Raw genomic sequence first — 17,887 nt, 5'->3', positions numbered from 1 at the left:
AAGACATGGACCCCGATCGACTGAAGGGAAAGAACATCCTGATCACCGGCGCAGGCCAGGGCATGGGTGCGTGCAACGCGGAGTATTTCGCGCAGCAGGGCGCGAATGTGTGCCTGGGTGATATCGATCTCGACGCAGCCCAGGAGACCGCCGACCGTATCAACAAGGGCGGCAACGGCAAGGCGATCGCGGTGCGCATGGACGTCACCAAGCGCAAGGACAATGCCGATGCGGTCGCAGCCACCGTCGACGCCTTCGGCATGATCAATGTCGGCCTTTTCAACGCGGGCCTGAACAAACCCCGGTTCTTCATGGATATCGATGAAGACAACTGGGATCACATCATGACGGTCAACACCAAGGGCATGTGGCTCGGCATGCAGGAGACCGCGCGGCAGATGATCGCGCAGGGCAAGCAGGACTATCCCTACAAGCTGATCAACGTGGGCTCCGTCGCCTCGCGCAAGCCGCTGGTCGACGTGACGGTCTACTGCACCTCGAAATACGGCTGCCTCGCGCTGACCCATTGCGGGGCGATCGCGCTGGCAGAGCATGGAATCACCGTGAACGGCTACGCGCCCGGCGTGGTGAAGACGCCGCTCTGGGAGCAGCTCGACAAGGATCTCGTGGATATCGGCTTCAAGGAGCGTGAAGGTCAGGCCTTCGACGATCTGGCCGAAATCCTCGCGCTCAAGAAGGTCTCCTACCCGGATGACGTGAAGGGAACGGCGGCGTTCCTCGTCAGCCCGGAGAGCGACTACATGACCGGCCAGATGATCCATATCGACGGCGGCTGGGTCATCCAGTGATCCGCGCCTGAACCGGGCCAACACCCCGGAACTCTTAGACAATCGCAACCGAACAGGCGCGCCGGAACGGCCGCGCCGGGAGACATATCATGACCACGACCGCCCTCAACCCGCGCATTCTGCAACCCGGGGACATCGACCCGAACTGGCGCTGGGAAAAGCACATCCCCGCCTGGGGTCACACCTCGGTGGATTTCGAGCGCCGCGTCGATCACGACCGTCTGCGCCGCTACCGCCTCAGCCGCGCCAAGGATGCGCTGAAGAAATCGGGCTGCGGCTCGCTGCTGCTGTTCGATGTGAACAACATCCGCTACATCTCCGGCACCAAGATCGGCGAGTGGGAACGCGACAAGATGTGCCGGTTCTGCCTGCTCGCAGGCGATGAAGAACCCTATGTCTGGGACTTCGGCTCCGCCGCCGTGCACCACCGCGAATATTGCGACTGGCTCGACCCCGAGCGGATGCTGGCGGGCGTCGTCGGCATGCGCGGAACGATCCCGCCCTCCTTCGGGCTGATGAAGAAATATGCCGAGGAGATCGCCTCGCTGATCAAGAAGGCGGGCATGGCCGACATGCCGGTGGGCGTGGACTATGCCGAGACGGCGATGTTCTTCGCGCTGAAAGAAGCCGGGCTGAACGTCGTGGACGGCCAGCAGGTCATGCTCTCGGCCCGCGAGATCAAGAATATCGATGAGATCCAGCTGCTCAACCAGGCGGCTTCGATGGTCGATGGCGTCTACCACATGATCCACGAGGAGCTGAAACCGGGCGTGCGCGAGAACGATATCGTCGCGATGTCGAACAAGCTCCTCTACGAGATGGGCTCGGACGACGTGGAAGCGATCAACGCGATCTCGGGCGAGCGCTGCAACCCGCACCCGCATAACTTCACCGACCGCCTGTTCCGGCCCGGTGATCAGGCCTTCTTCGACATCCTGCAAAGCTATCAGGGTTACCGCACCTGCTATTACCGGACCTTCAACATCGGTCGCGCGACGCCCTCGCAGAACGACGCCTACATCCGGTGCCGCGAATGGCTCGACAACGCGATCGCCCTGATCAAGCCGGGCGTCACCACCGATGTCGTCGCGAAGGCTTTCCCGAAATGCGAGGAATTCGGCTTCCCCGACGAGCTGTCGGCCTTCGGTCTGCAATTCGGCCACGGACTGGGTCTCGCGCTGCACGAACGGCCGATCATCAGCCGGGCGGTGTCGCTCGACAATCCGATGGAGATCCAGACCGGCATGGTCTTCGCACTCGAAACCTATTGCCCGGCCTCTGACGGCTATTCGGCGGCACGGATCGAGGAGGAGGTCGTGGTGACCGACAAGGGCTGCACCGTGATCAGCCTTTTCCCTGCCGAAGAGCTGCCGATCGCGGCCCGCTACTGACCGGCTCCCGGGCCCGCGCCATTCCGCGCGGGCCCGGACCTTACGCATAACGCCTACGCCAAAGGGGGGAGCGCGCCATGGCCAAAGCCACCAAGCGCAAGACGAATACCGAAGACTACCTGCGCATGTATCGCCAGATGGTGCGCATCCGCAGCTTCGAGGACAACGCCAACCAGCTGTATCTCTCGGCCAAGATGCCGGGCCTGACCCACATGTATTCCGGCGAGGAGGCCGTCGCGGTGGGCATCTGCGAGGCGCTGACCGACGACGACAAGATCACCTCGACGCACCGGGGCCACGGCCATTGCGTCGCCAAGGGGGCCGAGTTCAAGCAGATGTTCTGCGAGCTTCTCGGCAAGGCCGAGGGCTATTGCCGCGGCAAGGGTGGCTCGATGCATATCGCCGATCAGAGCCACGGCAACCTCGGCGCCAACGCCATCGTCGGCGGCTCGATGGGGATCGCCACAGGGGCCGCGCTCTCGGCCCGGCGGCTCGGGCGCGACGACGTGACCGTCTGCTTCTTCGGCGACGGCGCGACCGCGCAGGGTCTTTGGTACGAGGTGATGAACATGGCCGCGCTCTGGAAGCTGCCGGTCATCTATGCCTGCGAGAATAACGGCTATTCCGAATACACCAAGACCGACGAGATCGCCGCTGGTTCGCTGACCGCGCGCGCCGAGGCTTTCGGCATCGAGAGCTTCGAGGTCGACGGGCAGGACGTACTGGCGGTGAACGAACTGGCGCAGCGACTGGTCGCCCGCGCCCGCAAGGGCGAAGGCCCGTTCTTCATCGAACTCAAGACTTACCGCTATCACGGTCATCATGTCGGCGACATCAACCGCGACTACTACCGCTCCAAGGACGAAGAGACGATCTGGAAGGAGCAGCGCGACCCGATCATCAATTTCGGCAAATGGCTCGTCGGCGAGGGCGTCGCGAGCGATGCGGAACTCGAGGAGATCCGCGAAGCGGTGAAGAAAGACGCCGCCGACGCCGTCGAATATGCGCTGGCCGCCGCCTACCCCGACGCGGGCGAGGTCGACATGCATGTCTACGCCCCCAACGACGCCGCCTGAGGAGGAAATCATGCGCGAGATCACCCTGTCCAAGGCCGTCAACGAGGCCATCGCCGAGGAAATGCGCCGCGATCCCACGATCTTCCTGATCGGCGAGGACGTGGCCGAAGCCGGCACCCCCTTCAAGGTCCTCTCCGGGCTCGTCGAGGAATTCGGCACCGAGCGGATCATCGACACCCCCATCTCCGAGCCCGGTTTCATGGGCCTCGCGGTGGGCGCGGCGATGACCGGATCGCGACCTATCGTCGATCTGATGTTCGGCGACTTCCTGTTTCTGGTGATGGATCAGCTCTGCAACCAGGCGGCCAAGACCCATTACATGTCGGGCGGCAAGCTGAGCGTGCCCTTGGTGCTGCGCACCAATCTCGGCGCGACCCGGCGCTCGGCAGCGCAGCACAGCCAGTCACTCCATGCGCTCGTGGCCCATATCCCGGGGCTGAAGGTCGCCCTGCCCTCTTCGGCCTACGAGGCCAAGGGGCTGATGAAGACCGCGATCCGCGACAACAGCCCGGTCGTCATTTTCGAAGACAAGCTGATGTATAACGACAAGGCCCCGGTGCCCGAGGAGGAGTATTACATTCCCTTCGGCGAGGCCAACGTGCTGCGCGAGGGCAGCGACATCACTCTGGTCGCCACCTCGTCGATGGTGCAGGTGGCGCAGGCTGCCGCCGAGACGCTGGCCGCGGAGGGCATCTCCGCCGAGGTGATCGACCCGCGCACCATCGTGCCGCTCGACGAGAAGACAATCCTCGACAGCGTGCGCAAGACCAGCCGCGCCATCGTCATCGACGAGGGCCACCAGAGCTACGGCATCACCGGCGAGATCGCCGCGCGCATCTCGGAGAAGGCCTTCTACCATCTCGACGCGCCGGTGCTGCGGATGGGCGCGATGGACGTGCCGGTGCCGTTCTCGCCCGCGCTCGAGGATCTGACCGTGCCGACGGCAGAGGGCGTGGCGCAAGCGGCCCGCCGGCTGGTCCGGCAGGAGGTGAGCGATGCCGCATGAGGTCATCATGCCCGCGCTCGGCATGGCCCAGCAATCGGGCCAACTGGTCGCCTGGCTGAAAGCGCCGGGCGATGCCGTGAAGGCGGGCGAACCCCTGATGGAGGTCGAAACCGACAAGGCCACGATGGAGGTCGAGGCGCAGGCCGACGGCTACCTCGGCGGGCTGCGCGCGAAGGCGGGCGATGACGTGCCCGTGGGCTCCGTGGTCGCGGTGATCGCCGAGACGAAGGAAGCCGCGGAGGCCGAAGCTGGCGGAGAGGTTGCCCAAGAAGCACCTGCCGACGAGCCAGCGTCCGGGTCCGATACCGAGACCGCGAACGACGACGCGCTCCCCGAGGGTGCGGAGGTCATCATGCCCGCGCTTGGCATGGCGCAGGAGACCGGTCAGATCACGACCTGGCTCAAGGAGCCGGGCGACGCGGTGGGTGCCGACGACATTCTCTTCGAGGTCGAGACCGACAAGAGCGCCGTCGAAGTACCTGCCGGTGTCTCGGGCTACCTTGCCGCGATCCTCGCGGACCCCGGCGAGGAAGTTCCGGTCGGCGCGCCGATTGCGATCATTTCGGCGGAGGCGCCCGCGAACCCGGTCCGCCGCAGCCACGCGCAAAAACCGGCCGCGCCCGAGCCTGCCAAGGCAGAAGCCCCGGCGAACAAAGCCACGCCGGAAAAAGAGACCACATCGAAGCCCGCAGCGGCTAGGCCGTATGCGAAACCCGCGGCAGCCCCCGCGCCCGGCGGTCGCATCCTCGCCTCGCCGAAGGCGAAAAGGCTGGCCCGCGAACAAGGGCTCGACCTCGCGCGGCTGGCCGAGGCGGGCATCGCACAGCCCTACCATGTCTCGGATCTCGAGACGCTGCGCACCCTGCCCGCACCGCAAGCGGCGACAGCGACGGCTCCGACCGCTCGAGCGCTGCATCTGAGCGCCGAGGTGTCGGCGAAAGGCTTCGCCGCATTCTGCGACTGGATTGAAGCGGAGACGGGTCAGGCCCCCGATCCGGGCGCGCTGCTCGCCGGTCTCGCGGCAGGTACGACGTTCTCGGGCCCGGTCGCGGTTTCGCGTCATGGGCGCAGCCGCTGCTTTGCCGATCCGGGCCGTCACCCGCTAGGCCAAGCCCCCGAGTCGGAAGAGGATGCCACCCCCGCGCTTCTGATCCGCGATCTGCGCGGCAGCGCGTTGCAGCGGATCTCGCTCGGCGCAGAGGCGCAGCCAGTGCTGACGCTCACCGGCTCCGATCCGCTGACCCTCACGCTCGAGGCCGATCCCGGCCAGCTCGCGCCCGAGACGGCGCTCGACCTGATAACCGGATTTGCCGCGCGGCTGGCCGAGCCGCTGCGCCATCTCCTCTGATACAAGGAACCGGACCGACATGGACCAGACCGACCTCTATATCGACGGCGCGTGGCGCCAGGGCGCGAAAGGCGCCCGCTTCGATGTCATCAACCCCGCGACCGAGGAAGTGCTCGCCTCCGTCGCCTCCGCCGAGATCGAAGACGCGGATGCGGCGCTCGACGCCGCGCAGAAGGCCTTCGTGGACTGGGCGGCGCGCTCGCCCCGCGAACGCTCGGAAATCCTGCGCAAGGCGTTCGAGTTGATGACCGAACGGCTTGATCACTTCGCGCATCTCATCACGCTGGAGAACGGCAAGGCCGGGGCCGACGCGATGGGCGAAGCCCGCTACGCCGCCGAGTTCTTCCGCTGGTTCGCCGAGGAAGCCGTGCGCGCCGACGGGATGATTACCCGCGCCCCCGCCTCTGGCGCGCGGATCGTGGTGCAGCACAAACCGGCGGGCATCGCGGTGCTGGTGACGCCGTGGAACTACCCCGCCGCGATGGGCACCCGCAAGATCGCGCCTGCGCTGGCCGCAGGCTGCCCGGTAATCATCAAGCCCGCCTCCGAGACGCCACTGACGATGCTCGCGCTGATGCCGCTGCTGGAAGAGGCCGGCGTGCCCAAGGGCCTCGTGAACGTGCTGCCGTCGGAGAATTCCGCGGAGATCGTCGATCACATGCTGCACGATCCGCGGGTGCGCGTCGTGAGCTTCACCGGCTCCACCGGGGTCGGCCGCAAGCTTCTGCGCTCCGCCGCCGATCAGGTGCTGAAACCGGCGATGGAGCTGGGCGGTAACGCGCCGCTGATCGTCTTCGAGGATGCCGACATCGACGTCGCTGTCGAAGGTGCGATGTTGGCCAAGATGCGCAACCTCGGCGAAGCCTGCACCGCAGCGAACCGGTTCTATGTCCACGAGGCGGTGGCCGAGGAATTCACCGCGAAGATGACAGCGGCGATGGGCGCGCTGAAGGTGGGCAACGGCGTCGAGAAGGACGTCGATGTCGGCCCGCTGGTCAACGCCAAGACCCGCGACAAGGTGGCGAGCTTCGTGACCGACGCGCTGGAGCGTGGTGCGGAACTGAAACTCGGCGGCAAGGTCCCGAACGGGCCGGGCTATTTCTACCCGCCGACCGTGCTGACGAAGGTGCCGCAGGATGCCGCATGCGTGCATGACGAAATCTTCGGCCCGGTCGCCGCGATCCAGACCTTCACCGACGAAGAAGACGTGATCGCACGCGCCAACGACACCGAATACGGGCTCGTGGGCTATGTCTTCACGCAGGACATGGCGCGCGGGATGCGGGTCTGCGAACGGCTCGATTACGGGATGGTCGGGCTCAATCGCGGCCTCGTCAGCGATCCTGCAGCGCCCTTCGGCGGCTCCAAGCAATCGGGTCTCGGCCGCGAAGGCGGGCATGAAGGGATGCTCGAATTCATGGAAACGCAATACATCTCGGCCAGCTGGTGAGGAGGATGCCATGAGCTATGTCGCAAGCCCTTCGGTGCGCAGCTACGCCGCCGAACGCGGGGTGGATCTCGACCGCCTCGCGCAGGAGACCGGGCGCGAGACGCTCGCGCGCGAAGATGTGGATCGCAAGGCCGACGGGGCGGGCTCCGGTGTCGCACCCGGCCCCGCCCCGGATGCCGCGCGCTACTGGGATGTCGATCATGCGGCCTTCGGGCCGGTGACCGAAGAACCACTCTCACGGATCGCCCGGGTCGCCGCCGACAACCTGTCCGCAGCGAATTCGCTGATCCCGCAGGTCACGCATCACGACAGCGCCGACATGCGCGCGGTCGAAGCCTTCCGAAAAGGCCTTCGCGACGAGGCGCGGGACCGTGGCACCCGCCTGACGGCGCTCGCCTTCCATGTGCGGGTTCTGGCGCGCTGTCTGCGCGAATTCCCCCGGTTCAACGCCTCGCTCGACGCAAGCGGCGAGACGCTGGTGCTCAAGGATTACGTCCATGTGGGCATCGCGGTCGACACGCCGAACGGCCTGATGGTTCCGGTGATCCGCGACGCCGACCGCAAGGGGCTTTGGGAAATCGCGGCGGAAATCACCGAACTGTCGCGCAAGGCGCAGGGCCGGAAACTGCGCCCCGAGGAAATGGGCGGCGCCTCGATGACGATCTCCAATCTCGGCGGGATCGGCGGCAGCGCCTTCACCCCGATCGTGAACCCTCCGGAAGTCGCGATCCTCGGCATCACCCGCAGCCAGATCACACCGGTCTGGGAAGGCGAATGGGTGCCGGTGCCGCTTTGCCCGCTCGATCTGAGCTACGATCACCGGGTCATCAACGGCGCCGATGCCGCGCGCTTCCTGTCGCGCTATGCAACACTGATGGCGGATCCGCGCCGGATGCTGATCTGACGGCGGAACGGGGCGCGAAGCATCGCGCCCTCGCCGTGGTCGACGTGGCGATTTGCCGCCCCCGCCGGAGACAGCCCGCCGATTACGATTGCCGGGTAAAGGCACAGCGTCCAAAGAGACGCGCGGCCGTTCCTTTGGAAGGCCGCGCGTCAAAATCATGTGCCATCACGAGAGGGTCGGCCTGCTTCATGCAATGCCCCTGGCTCCGGCAGAGACGACTCCCCTATTCCATATCAAGGCCCGGCCGCCCGATAGGCGGCCGGGCTTCATGTTCGAAGAGCACAAGCCAATCTTCGCGGACTTGCCATTTCTTCCCGAGACGCGTGGCTGGTAGCTTCAAGCGACGTCCGTTCACCGGGCATCCCTTTTGAATCCGATCTGGGATCGTGCGGGTATGGCGGCGAAACCGAACTGCGAGTTCGTCGGTCTCACAGTAGCGGGGCAGCGGGACTTCCTGGGGCTCAGCACCGATCGATTGATGTTTTTCACACGCCATGTGTTCTGCCTCCCAGGTTCTGGGGGGTTACGGCGAGCAATCCCCTGCACTGAGCCGTCGAGGCATGTTTCGAGTGACGATTTTCCATTTGTTGTCTCCGGCATCTGTGGAAACCGGAATGGAGATGGGTCGACATCGGCCTGCGCAAAAAAATCGAGCTCTCAACCCTATGCCAAACTTTCTGCTCAGAGATGATTAGCTTCCGACATACTGCCAGAAGGGCGGATTCCGGAAGTTCGCTGCGTTCGGTTCAAATGTCTGGTTAGAGCGCTCGTTGCGGCGGGCTTGGGGGATGCCGGGCGGGAAACGGAATTTCCTTGCGATAACCACGAACGGCCCCAACGGGCAGGCACTGGACTTTCACTATATCGGCCAAAAAAATTGGACTTCATGGTCAGATGGCATTCAATGCATGCGTCATCGGGTATTTGAGTGACGAAGCTATTCTTCTGGCAAACCTGCCCGACGCATTGCGTCGTAGAACTCCTGCCGGTTCTCCACGGCTGATGGTGGAAGCGAGTCGCTCAGTTTGCGAACGGTCAGTCCCGGATACGCTGCAAGCAGCTTTCGATAGGCTTCTTCGGCATCCGCCTGCCGTCCAAGCCGAATATTCAGAGACGCTATGAAACGGTAGGCCCATTCGACGCCAGGAGAGAGGGCCATTCCTCGCTTGAAGTGTTTGAGGCACTCCTCAAAGCGATCTTCATGGAGATATGTGACACCGCGGCCAAACTCTATGTTGAACAGGAAAGGGTCGAGTGGACTAAGGGCTTCCGCATGATCAAAGCTCAAGCGCGCCTCTTCGGTTTCTCCAAGATAATGACGGTTCCAGCCGCGGCGCATCCAGCCCCAGGCACAATTTGGGTCGATCGCAAGCGCGCGATCTATAAAAGTTCTGCTGAAATCGTGATCCGTTGAAACGAGGTCAACTGCTGCGCCGACAGCCACCATCGAAGGCGCATGTTCACCGACGAATTGGGCAGCCTGCTGCGCCAACCGCAGCGCCTCTGCCTTATCCGTCAAAGGATTGTCTGACCATATGTAGGAGCACTGTTGCGCAAGCGCCCATGCCTTATGCGCCAGAGCAGGTCCATAGTCCGGAGCGATCGAAAGCGCTCTATCGAACAGGTCAATCGCTCGTGCGTTGCTTTTGCGTTGATGGGCCCACATGTGCGGCAGGCCGGTCAAAAACAATTCGTAAGCATTCCGGCTTTCCGGCGGAGTGGTTCTTGCGCGTGCGATCTCGGCATTGCGCAGACTGGGTAAAATCTGCCCCGCGACTTGGCCTGCGACCCTATCCTGCAAGGCGAATAGGTCGTCGAGCCGGTCGTCGAAGCGTTCAGTCCAGATTGTGCGACCGTCGCGCCCCTCTACGAGTTGAACTGAGATCCGCACTCTGTCGTCGGCGCGCCTGACAGTCCCCTCAACAACGTAATCAACCCCGAGTCTTTCGGCGACTTGAGGCACATCCAGATGCTCGCCGATAATCGCGATTGCAGATTGGCGGGCGATGACGTGGAACTCATGCACCCGGCCGAGCGCACCAGTAATTTCCTCGACCACCCCGTCGGCAAACATGTCTGTTGCAGCCACTCCGATCTCTTCGAAGGGGAGCACTGCAAGGCTGGGAAGCCGCCTTGCTCTATGAGGGGCGGCTGTAGCTACAGGAGTGGCTGAGCCAGGGCGCTCGGCTTGCCGCATTTCCCGGAGCCAATCTTCGAAACCTTCCGTGGCAAGATCGAACCCTTCGAGAAATACGCCCGAGCCGGACTTGTCGGCGACCACTGCGGTCGGGTCCAGCCAGACGAGTTGTCGGTTCGCGTCAAGAATCCCTTCGGGCAAAACGCGACGCAACACCGACAACTCCTGTCGGAGCGATGCCCGGGCTTGCCCCTCGGATCGGTCCGACCAGAGAAGGTCTGCCAATCGCGCTCGCTCGGCCCGCATTTCCGGTTGTTGTGACAGGAAGGCAAGCAGCGCTTGCCCCCTTCGCGACAGGCCCACGAGTTCGAGGCCTGACCCATAATGGGCAGAGAACACTCCGTGAAGGATAAGTGTCAAATGCAGCTGTCCCGTCGACGTAGCCATAATATCTCGCGGTTCTCGAAGCTTCTTACGGTCGTCGCATTCGATTTTACGCGATTTTTACGCTGGAGGGAGAGTTTTGGTGGGCGGCTTTTGCGGGTGTTTTGCGGAAGACTGGCAATCTGGCTTCAGTTTACCACTTCAGCAGGAGCCCCGAGATGCAAACCCTAAGCGACATTGCCCTCAAAATTCGCCGCCCCAAGGGCTGGATGCACGCCCTCCACTGGATTGTGGAGCAGAATGCCAACTACCGCGCTTCGCACAAGTTGCGCTCCATGACCGACGAACGGCTCAAGGACATGGGGATATCACGTGAGGACGCGGATACCGCCTTCTACAAACGCTTCGCGCTCCGCGACGATTGATCCTGTGCCGGGAGGGCGGTGGCATTTCCTTCACGGGTGTCATGCGCGAGCAGTCGCCCTCCAGCACACCTTTATTGCGTTGCAGCCGCGCAATGCATGACTGCTGTCATTAGATGAGAGGTTAATTCAAGCGAGCAGACGCCTGCTGTGCTCGGAGCAAGTGTCTGGTTTGGGATGGGCCGACAAGAGCTCGTCATCCGGGGCTGCTGGGCGTAGCTGATCGCTGCATGTGCACTAAAACATCGGGCGATCGGCCAATTTTCCGAGACTTTGTCTCCGACATGATGACCGTTCCGTATCGCTTCCGGTTTATCTGACGCGCTCGATACCTGCGCGCATCGGCGGTGCATTGAAGCATCAACATAACCCCGTTCGACAGCGACGCGTCAGCAATATACCGCGCCGCGAAAAGATAGCATCGGAGCGAACTGATGCAGCTGCAATGAAACTGCATCAGTTCGCATAAGCAAACGCTGTCCAGTTCTGGGTAGTTCATATCCTGTTCACCTTCAGGCCGCGCGAATCGCGCGCGGCCCGCAGGATCGATTAAAGACGTATAATCAGATACTTACCCGATCCGGTAGTTCGGGCTCTCCCGGGTAATCGCGACGTCGTGGACGTGGCTTTCCTTGAGACCCGCGCCGGTGATGCGGACGAAATTGCAGTTCGTGCGCATCTCGGCGACCGTCGCGGAGCCGGTATAGCCCATCGCTGCGCGCAGACCGCCCACGAGCTGGTGGACGACGGCGCCTGCCGGGCCTTTGTAGGGCACCTGCCCCTCGATGCCTTCCGGCACGAGCTTGTCGTTCGCCGCATCCTTCTGGAAGTAGCGATCCGCCGAGCCGCGTGCCATCGCACCCAAGCTGCCCATGCCGCGATAGGATTTGAACGAGCGGCCCTGATAGAGGATCACTTCGCCGGGGCTCTCGTCGGTGCCCGCGATCATCGAGCCGACCATGGCGCAGCTTGCGCCCGCCGCGATGGCTTTCGCGAAATCGCCCGAGAACTTGATGCCGCCATCGGCGATGATCGGCACGTCTCCGGCGGCACTCACGCAATCCATGATTGCTGTCAACTGCGGCACGCCCACGCCCGCGACCATCCGCGTCGTGCAGATCGAACCCGGACCGATGCCGCATTTCACTGCATCCGCGCCCACGTCGATCAGCGCCTTGGTGGCATCTGCCGTCGCCACGTTGCCCGCGATCACCTGAATATCGCTCGACACCTGCTTGATGCGCTTCACCGCGTCGATCACGCCCTGACTATGGCCGTGGGCGGTGTCGACGACGATCAGGTCACAGCCCGCATCGATCAGCGCCTCGGACCGCTCGAAGCCCGCATCGCCGACCGAGGTCGCGGCGGCCACGCGCAGGCGGCCCAGCTCGTCCTTGCAGGCGGTGGGGTTGAGGACAGCCTGCTCGGTGTCGCGCAGCGTCAGCAGGCCGGTCAGCTTGCCCTCGTCATCGGTCACCAGCAGCTTCTCGATCCGGCGCTCGCGCATCATCGCGATCGCTTCGGACCGATCCGCCGGCTCCTGCAGGATCGCGAGGTTGTCGGTGGTCATCATCACCGAGACCGGAGTTTCGTCCTTCTGGGCGAAGCGCATGTCTCGGTTGGTCACGATGCCGACGACGCGGCGGTTTTCATCGACGACCGGGAAGCCGGAGAAACCGTAGCGCTCGGTCAGTGCCTTCGCATCGGCCAGCGTCTGATCGGGGCGCAGCGTGATCGGGTTGTAGACGATGCCGCTCTCGAAACGCTTGACGCGGCGGACCTCGTCGGCTTGCTGCGCGACGGTGAGGTTCTTGTGGATCACGCCCACGCCGCCCGCCTGCGCCATCGCGATCGCCATGCGCGCCTCGGTGACGGTGTCCATCGCGGAGGACAGAAGCGGGATGTTGAGACGGATTTTCTTCGTCACCTGGGTCGAAACATCTGCGGTTGCCGGAAGCACCGAAGAGGCTGCGGGAAGAAGAAGAACGTCGTCGAAGGTGAGCGCCTCGCGAATCTGCATGGGGGGTCTCCAGTGTCCAGATGCGTTTGGCAGTTTGCTGTTTCACGCAATGGACGCGAAGGCAACCCCTCGCGGACGCGGTACGCAGCGGGTGTGCGGAAAGGTCGGCCTGCGTGTGCCGCGCCAAAGGTCTCTGGGCGCGGGGGCGACCAGCCCCCGGGCCGCGCCCGAGCCTCCCCCGGTTGGGCGCATCGGTCATGTCGTCGCGGGCACACTCGACATCCGGGCCTTCAAGACAAAGCGGCCGGCCACGTGCGGAGCAAAGCGCCCATCCGAGGCTCGGGGGCCGCCCTTTCGCCTCACGCAATCGCGGCGTTGGTCTTCATCGCAAGCTGCCCCTTCGCCCAAAGCTGCAACACCTTCAGCGCGATCGGTACTACGACCAGCGTCGCCGCCGTCAGCATCAGCGCGCCGGGCAGCGCCCAGACGCCGCCAAGCGCGAGCCAGCACCCCGCCGTGGCTGCGACCGGGAAGGTGAACGCTCCCCAGAGCGGCGAGAAGCCCCCAGCGAGCAGCCAGCGCACCGACACGACCAGTGCCAGCAAATAGCCCGCAGACAGGATCGCCATCGCCTGCGCGATGCCCATCGCGCCGAACCCGCTCGCGACAGTCCCGAGCAGCGCCGCAGGCGCGAGGTGAATGGCGAGTAGCGGGCGCAGCGGCGCGGGAACGCGCTCATGTGCGAATTGTCGCAGCGAGATCATCCAGATCACGACGGCCGACAGCATCGCGACCCAGAACATCACCAGAGCCACGCTATCGAGCCCGAGGATCACGGCCGCCACCGCGCCGACGATCCAGCCCGAGAAGGTCAGCTGCCACGTGGGATTGACGCGGCGCTGCTCGGCCGGGCCGGTCGCGAGCGTGTAGATCACCGCCGCGATCAGCCCCAGATGCACGACGACGCCCAGCCAGAAGACGATCGCTGCCAGCCCGCCATAGGGCGCAAGCGACGCCGCGATCAGATAGATCGTCAGCGTTCCAGCCGCGAGCCCCGCACGCCCGGGCAGCACGCGCAGATCCTCGAACACCACGCCCGGACGCCGCACGATCTTCGCGCCATAGGCAACCAGCGTGAACAGCGCGAGCAAGGTCACCGCGCCCAGAAACAGCTCCGCCAGATCGGGCGGCAGCGCGAATTGCCCCACACCGCGCCGCCACGCGATCCCGAGGCCCATCAGCCCCAGCACGGGCGGGAACATCGCGGGCGGGGTGCGGCGAAACAGGCCCTTGGGCGTCATCTTGGGCGGGGCGAAGGACATGCGCTCTCCTCGGGCAATCGGCAAATCATTTCGGTCGCGCAGAAGCTTGCAATATTTCGCGCGTGGCGAAAAGCTGTCGGGGGTGCGACAGGGTGTCTGGAGGCAAGATGGCGGGACATGGGTATGAGGCGGGGCGGCTGAACCTGCCTTTCGTGGGGATTTCGACTTTCGGCAAGCGGGCATACGTGGCCGATTGGGATGCGCTCGAGGCGGATGTGGCGGTAATGGGCGCGCCCTTCGATTTCGGCACACAGTTCCGCCCCGGCGCGCGGTTCGGGCCGCGGGCGGTGCGCGAGGCCTCGACGCTGTTCTCCTTCGGACACGCGGGCGCCTACGACCACGAGGACGACGCGACCTATCTCGGGCCTGATGTCACGATCGTCGATATCGGCGATGCCGACATCGTTCATACCGACACGGTGAAGAGCCATGCGAATATCGAGGCCGGTGTGCGTGCGATGCTGAAGGCGGGCGCGCTGCCGGTGGTGATCGGCGGCGATCACTCGATCAATATCCCCTGCATCCGCGCCTTCGAGTCCGATTGCGCCGAGAAGGGACCGATCCATATCCTGCAAATCGACGCCCATCTCGATTTCGTGGACGAGCGTCACGGCGTCACCGAAGGCCACGGCAATCCGATGCGCCGCGCCGCCGAGAAGGACTATGTCTCGGGCATCACCGCGCTTGGCATTCGCAACGTCTCTTCCACCGCGAAGGATGGGTATGACGCCGCCCGCGCAATGGGCGACGACTTCCTGAGCGTACGGCAGGTGCGCAAGCTGGGGTCCCAGGGCGTGCTGGCCCGCATCCCGGAAGGCGCACGGATCTATGTCACGATCGACATCGACGGGTTCGATCCCTCGATCGCGCCCGGCACCGGGACGCCGAGCCATGGCGGGTTTCTCTATTACGAGGTGCTGGAGATCCTGCAGGGCGTGGCAAAGCGGCACGAAGTTGTGGGCATCGATCTGGTCGAGGTCGCCCCCGATTACGACCCCAGCGGCTCGACCCCGATCCTCGCAGCGCAGGTGCTGCTGAATTTCCTCGGCTTCATCTTCCACGCGCGACAGTCCAGCGGCGCGTCTGCGGCGGGCTGAGGAGCCTCCGGCGGGGATATTTGGATCAAGAGGAAGGGGTTAGCCCGGCAACACCCACATAGTCGCCCCGAGACTGTGCGGCTTGGCGCCGGTGCCCAGTTTGAAGTGCATCCGCCCTGCCCCGTCCTCGCTATCCACCGCACCGAGATCGAGCTGTCGGATCCCGCGCGCCTTCAGCCACAGCGCGGCCTGCCAGAGCATCAGGTTATGCGCGCCGGACACGCGCCCCTCCGGCCCGGTCCATCCGATGTGATAGCTGGCACCTTCGCCGTGAAGCAGGAAGATGCCGCCCGCGATCCGCTGTCCTTTCGATGTCGCGACGCGCAAGGCGAGAAGGTCGGCGGGGCTGCGATCCGCCCACGCGAGGGTGAAGCTCGGCGGCAAGGCGCGGTAACCGCGGGCGCGTTGCTGGGCCGCGTCGGAGGCGAGAAGCCACTCGATCTCGGGTTCGGGCTCCACGCACAGCCCGGCACGCTCTGCTGCCGCCAACCTGTTGCGCCATTTTCCCACCAAGCCTGCGCGCAGCGTGTGGGCATCGGGGAGCAAGGACCAATGCGCATGGTGGCGCGGGGTGATCAGCGGGATCAGCCCGAACCCGGCCAGCGGGTTTTCCGGCGTCATCAGCACCAGCCCGGCACGGCGCGCGATCCGACGCAGCACTGCGCGCCGGATCCAGATACCGAGCTCCGGCGCAAAGACCGGCCCGCGCGACAGAAGCCACAAACCGCCGCGCCCGATCATCTGGGCCAGCGCGACCCGCCTGCCCTGACATGTCGCCTCCAGCCGCAGGCATCGCCGCCCGCGCGCGGCCGCGATCGTTCCATAGAGCGCCGCCTGCTGAACAGCCGGAGGGTGTTCCGGCGCAAGCGCGCGCAACGCACGGTTCCAGCTGTCGTCGGAGCCGGGAAACTGCATGACACGAAGAGGTTTCATCGCTGCCATTAAGGCCGGCTTCACCTAAGTCTGGGTTAATGGAGACGCGAAACGTTTCAACCTTGAGGCGAACATGCCCCGCATTCTCCCCAACGCGCTCCGCAACCTGCGCCAATCACCCAGACCCGCGCGCAAACCGTTGCGCCCCCGCCAGACCGAGGAACCGCGAAATCTGCCAGCGTCACGCGCGACGCTCTGGAGCGCGCTTTTCATCGCAATCTTCGGCGCGGCTCTCTGGCTCGGCCTTCTCGCGATTCTCAGCTTTTCCAGTGGCTTCTGAACGCTTCAGTTCAGAACTTGACGTTCAGGTTACCCTGGAGTGACCGCGAAGACACGGTTTTCCCTGCACAGCTGCAACAGAACGTGACGTCACCGTGATCCCCAGATTGATTTACACCTTCCGGGTGGTAGCGTCGCCGAAAGGAATTCCTTCGAGACGTTAGGATCTCCTTCGGGACACGTTAGGGAAGAGGAACATTATGAAACGTGTGATGACTTCGATGGCCGCACTCGCGATTGGCGCAGGCGCGGCCCATGCGGGCGGGGTGGAGCGCTCGACGCAATCGGTCGGTATCCTGTTCGAGCAGGGGAACTACGGCGAAGTGAGCTTTGGCGCGTTCAATCCGGATGTGTCGGGTACTGTCGGCGGCGGAGCCTTGAAATCCGGCGACATGGCGCCGGGCTATGGCACGTTGAGCCTCGGTTACAAGCAGGCGCTCAACGACCAGTGGGATCTTGCTGTCATCTTCGATCAGCCCGTCGGCGCGAAGGTCAACTATCCCTCGGGGACCGGTTATCCGATCGCGGGCTCGACTGCGACAATTAAATCAGCAGCAATCACCGCGCTGGCGCGCTACAAGATGCCTAACAACATCTCCGTCTATGGCGGTCTGCGCAGCGAGAGCGTTTCGGGCAAGGCTTCGCTCTATAAGGGCGGCGCAAACTACTACAATCTGGACACTTCACAAGAGACCGACTTCGGTTACGTCATCGGGGCCGCTTGGGAGAAGCCCGAGATCGCAGCGCGCGTGGCCCTGACCTACAACTCGAAGATTGATCACGACTTCAGCGCGACAGAGACCGTTACGACTGGCGGACTTGGTGACGGCGTCTACAACACCAACTTCACGACGACCGTTCCCGAGTCGGTGAACCTCGAATTCCAGACCGGCATCATGAAAGACACCCTGCTGATGGGTTCGGTGCGCTGGGTACATTGGACGCAATTCGACATCAGTCCTGAAGCATACACCTATGCACCCTCGGCGGAGCACCCGAATGGGCGGCTCGCGCAAGGCGCGCTCGTTGATTATTCTGACAACACAATCACCTACAATCTCGGCGTTGGCCGTCGCTTCAACGACCAGTGGTCGGGTGCGATCATGTTCGGCTACGAGAAGCACACCGGTAAACCGACCGGGAACCTCGGCCCGACCGATGGCTTCAAGTCGGTCTCGCTGGCAGCAAGCTATCAGGCGACCCAAAACATCAAGGTGACCGGCGGCGTTCGCTATGTCGATATCGGCGACGCGACCACCAACGGCCTCAACGGCGACTTCTCCGGCAATGACGGATGGGGCGCTGGCCTCCGCGTCGGGATCAACTTCTGATCGCAAGGTACTGATAATTCTCGAAAAGCCCCGTCTCG

15 protein-coding genes are annotated in these 17,887 nt (G+C 64.0%); 11 read left to right on the top strand and 4 right to left on the bottom strand.

What is annotated here, in order from left to right:
- Window positions 1-5: 5 nt before the first annotated feature.
- The 7 genes from B6V73_RS00610 to B6V73_RS00580 all read left to right on the top strand — a co-directional run bounded on the left by B6V73_RS00610 (window position 6) and on the right by B6V73_RS00580 (window position 7,984).
- The gene (locus tag B6V73_RS00610; protein WP_075776527.1) at window positions 6-809 is read left to right on the top strand and encodes an SDR family oxidoreductase; all 804 of its coding nucleotides are present in this window, start codon (window positions 6-8) and stop codon (window positions 807-809) included.
- A gap of 89 nt (window positions 810-898) precedes the next feature.
- Window positions 899-2,200, top strand: coding sequence for a Xaa-Pro peptidase family protein (locus B6V73_RS00605; RefSeq protein WP_075776528.1), 1,302 nt, complete (start codon window positions 899-901; stop codon window positions 2,198-2,200).
- 77 nt (window positions 2,201-2,277) lie between these two features.
- Window positions 2,278-3,276, top strand: a complete 999-nt coding sequence (locus tag B6V73_RS00600; RefSeq protein WP_088722714.1) for a thiamine pyrophosphate-dependent dehydrogenase E1 component subunit alpha — start codon at window positions 2,278-2,280, stop codon at window positions 3,274-3,276.
- A gap of 10 nt (window positions 3,277-3,286) precedes the next feature.
- Window positions 3,287-4,282 carry an alpha-ketoacid dehydrogenase subunit beta gene (locus B6V73_RS00595; RefSeq protein WP_075776530.1) on the top strand — a complete coding sequence of 332 codons (996 nt, stop codon included), beginning with the start codon at window positions 3,287-3,289 and terminating at the stop codon, window positions 4,280-4,282.
- The gene (locus B6V73_RS00590; RefSeq protein WP_088724256.1) at window positions 4,272-5,630 is read left to right on the top strand and encodes a biotin/lipoyl-containing protein; all 1,359 of its coding nucleotides are present in this window, start codon (window positions 4,272-4,274) and stop codon (window positions 5,628-5,630) included. Before B6V73_RS00595 ends, B6V73_RS00590 begins: the two co-directional genes overlap by 11 nt.
- A 19-nt stretch (window positions 5,631-5,649) precedes the next feature.
- The gene (locus tag B6V73_RS00585) at window positions 5,650-7,080 is read left to right on the top strand and encodes an NAD-dependent succinate-semialdehyde dehydrogenase (RefSeq protein WP_088718688.1); all 1,431 of its coding nucleotides are present in this window, start codon (window positions 5,650-5,652) and stop codon (window positions 7,078-7,080) included.
- 10 nt (window positions 7,081-7,090) lie between these two features.
- Window positions 7,091-7,984 carry a 2-oxo acid dehydrogenase subunit E2 gene (locus B6V73_RS00580; protein WP_075776533.1) on the top strand — a complete coding sequence of 298 codons (894 nt, stop codon included), beginning with the start codon at window positions 7,091-7,093 and terminating at the stop codon, window positions 7,982-7,984.
- A 937-nt stretch (window positions 7,985-8,921) separates the two neighbouring features.
- Here B6V73_RS00580 and B6V73_RS00575 read toward each other — a convergent pair.
- The gene (locus tag B6V73_RS00575; RefSeq protein ID WP_143597849.1) at window positions 8,922-10,337 is read right to left on the bottom strand and encodes a hypothetical protein; all 1,416 of its coding nucleotides are present in this window, start codon (window positions 10,335-10,337) and stop codon (window positions 8,922-8,924) included.
- 386 nt (window positions 10,338-10,723) lie between these two features.
- Here B6V73_RS00575 and B6V73_RS00570 point away from each other — a divergent pair, with 386 nt between their 5' ends.
- Window positions 10,724-10,930, top strand: a complete 207-nt coding sequence (locus tag B6V73_RS00570) for a DUF1127 domain-containing protein (protein ID WP_088722710.1) — start codon at window positions 10,724-10,726, stop codon at window positions 10,928-10,930.
- Window positions 10,931-11,498: 568 nt separating this feature from the next.
- On the opposite strand, the gene guaB is transcribed toward B6V73_RS00570, so the two are convergent.
- Together guaB and B6V73_RS00560 are read right to left on the bottom strand one after the other, a co-directional pair.
- Complete coding sequence (guaB, locus tag B6V73_RS00565; RefSeq protein WP_088724254.1) at window positions 11,499-12,947, bottom strand: IMP dehydrogenase; 1,449 nt, start codon at window positions 12,945-12,947, stop codon at window positions 11,499-11,501.
- Window positions 12,948-13,246: 299 nt separating this feature from the next.
- On the bottom strand, window positions 13,247-14,209 hold the full coding sequence (locus B6V73_RS00560; protein ID WP_088724253.1) for a tellurium resistance protein: 963 nt from the start codon (window positions 14,207-14,209) through the stop codon (window positions 13,247-13,249).
- Window positions 14,210-14,316: 107 nt separating this feature from the next.
- Here B6V73_RS00560 and speB point away from each other — a divergent pair, with 107 nt between their 5' ends.
- Window positions 14,317-15,306 (top strand): agmatinase, encoded by a 990-nt coding sequence (gene speB / locus B6V73_RS00555; RefSeq protein WP_088724252.1) that lies wholly within the window; start codon window positions 14,317-14,319, stop codon window positions 15,304-15,306.
- 39 nt (window positions 15,307-15,345) lie between these two features.
- On the opposite strand, the gene B6V73_RS00550 is transcribed toward speB, so the two are convergent.
- On the bottom strand, window positions 15,346-16,239 hold the full coding sequence (locus tag B6V73_RS00550; RefSeq protein WP_168174842.1) for a GNAT family N-acetyltransferase: 894 nt from the start codon (window positions 16,237-16,239) through the stop codon (window positions 15,346-15,348).
- A 73-nt stretch (window positions 16,240-16,312) separates the two neighbouring features.
- Between B6V73_RS00550 and B6V73_RS00545 the strand changes: the two genes are divergently transcribed.
- Both B6V73_RS00545 and B6V73_RS00540 read left to right on the top strand, forming a co-directional pair.
- Complete coding sequence (locus tag B6V73_RS00545; protein WP_075776540.1) at window positions 16,313-16,519, top strand: hypothetical protein; 207 nt, start codon at window positions 16,313-16,315, stop codon at window positions 16,517-16,519.
- A gap of 199 nt (window positions 16,520-16,718) precedes the next feature.
- Complete coding sequence (locus tag B6V73_RS00540; protein WP_088724250.1) at window positions 16,719-17,849, top strand: outer membrane protein transport protein; 1,131 nt, start codon at window positions 16,719-16,721, stop codon at window positions 17,847-17,849.
- Window positions 17,850-17,887: the final 38 nt, after the last annotated feature.

This window comes from Thioclava sp. JM3, from assembly GCF_002213185.1.
Classification (GTDB): Bacteria; Pseudomonadota; Alphaproteobacteria; order Rhodobacterales; family Rhodobacteraceae; genus Thioclava; species Thioclava nitratireducens.
The sequence above is the reverse complement of the archived record's forward strand: the minus strand, read 5'-3'. Positions and strand labels throughout refer to the sequence as shown.

Excerpts from the sequence above, each read along its gene's own strand:
- B6V73_RS00610 (WP_075776527.1), top strand. The coding sequence starts at position 6 with ATGGACCCCGATCGACTGAAGGGAAAGAACATCCTGATCACCGGCGCA.
- B6V73_RS00605 (WP_075776528.1), top strand. The coding sequence starts at position 899 with ATGACCACGACCGCCCTCAACCCGCGCATTCTGCAACCCGGGGACATC.
- B6V73_RS00600 (WP_088722714.1), top strand. The coding sequence starts at position 2,278 with ATGGCCAAAGCCACCAAGCGCAAGACGAATACCGAAGACTACCTGCGC.
- B6V73_RS00595 (WP_075776530.1), top strand. The coding sequence starts at position 3,287 with ATGCGCGAGATCACCCTGTCCAAGGCCGTCAACGAGGCCATCGCCGAG.
- B6V73_RS00590 (WP_088724256.1), top strand. The coding sequence starts at position 4,272 with ATGCCGCATGAGGTCATCATGCCCGCGCTCGGCATGGCCCAGCAATCG.
- B6V73_RS00585 (WP_088718688.1), top strand. The coding sequence starts at position 5,650 with ATGGACCAGACCGACCTCTATATCGACGGCGCGTGGCGCCAGGGCGCG.
- B6V73_RS00580 (WP_075776533.1), top strand. The coding sequence starts at position 7,091 with ATGAGCTATGTCGCAAGCCCTTCGGTGCGCAGCTACGCCGCCGAACGC.
- B6V73_RS00570 (WP_088722710.1), top strand. The coding sequence starts at position 10,724 with ATGCAAACCCTAAGCGACATTGCCCTCAAAATTCGCCGCCCCAAGGGC.
- guaB (WP_088724254.1), bottom strand. The coding sequence starts at position 12,947 with ATGCAGATTCGCGAGGCGCTCACCTTCGACGACGTTCTTCTTCTTCCC.
- B6V73_RS00560 (WP_088724253.1), bottom strand. The coding sequence starts at position 14,209 with ATGTCCTTCGCCCCGCCCAAGATGACGCCCAAGGGCCTGTTTCGCCGC.
- speB (WP_088724252.1), top strand. The coding sequence starts at position 14,317 with ATGGCGGGACATGGGTATGAGGCGGGGCGGCTGAACCTGCCTTTCGTG.
- B6V73_RS00550 (WP_168174842.1), bottom strand. The coding sequence starts at position 16,239 with ATGAAACCTCTTCGTGTCATGCAGTTTCCCGGCTCCGACGACAGCTGG.
- B6V73_RS00545 (WP_075776540.1), top strand. The coding sequence starts at position 16,313 with ATGCCCCGCATTCTCCCCAACGCGCTCCGCAACCTGCGCCAATCACCC.
- B6V73_RS00540 (WP_088724250.1), top strand. The coding sequence starts at position 16,719 with ATGAAACGTGTGATGACTTCGATGGCCGCACTCGCGATTGGCGCAGGC.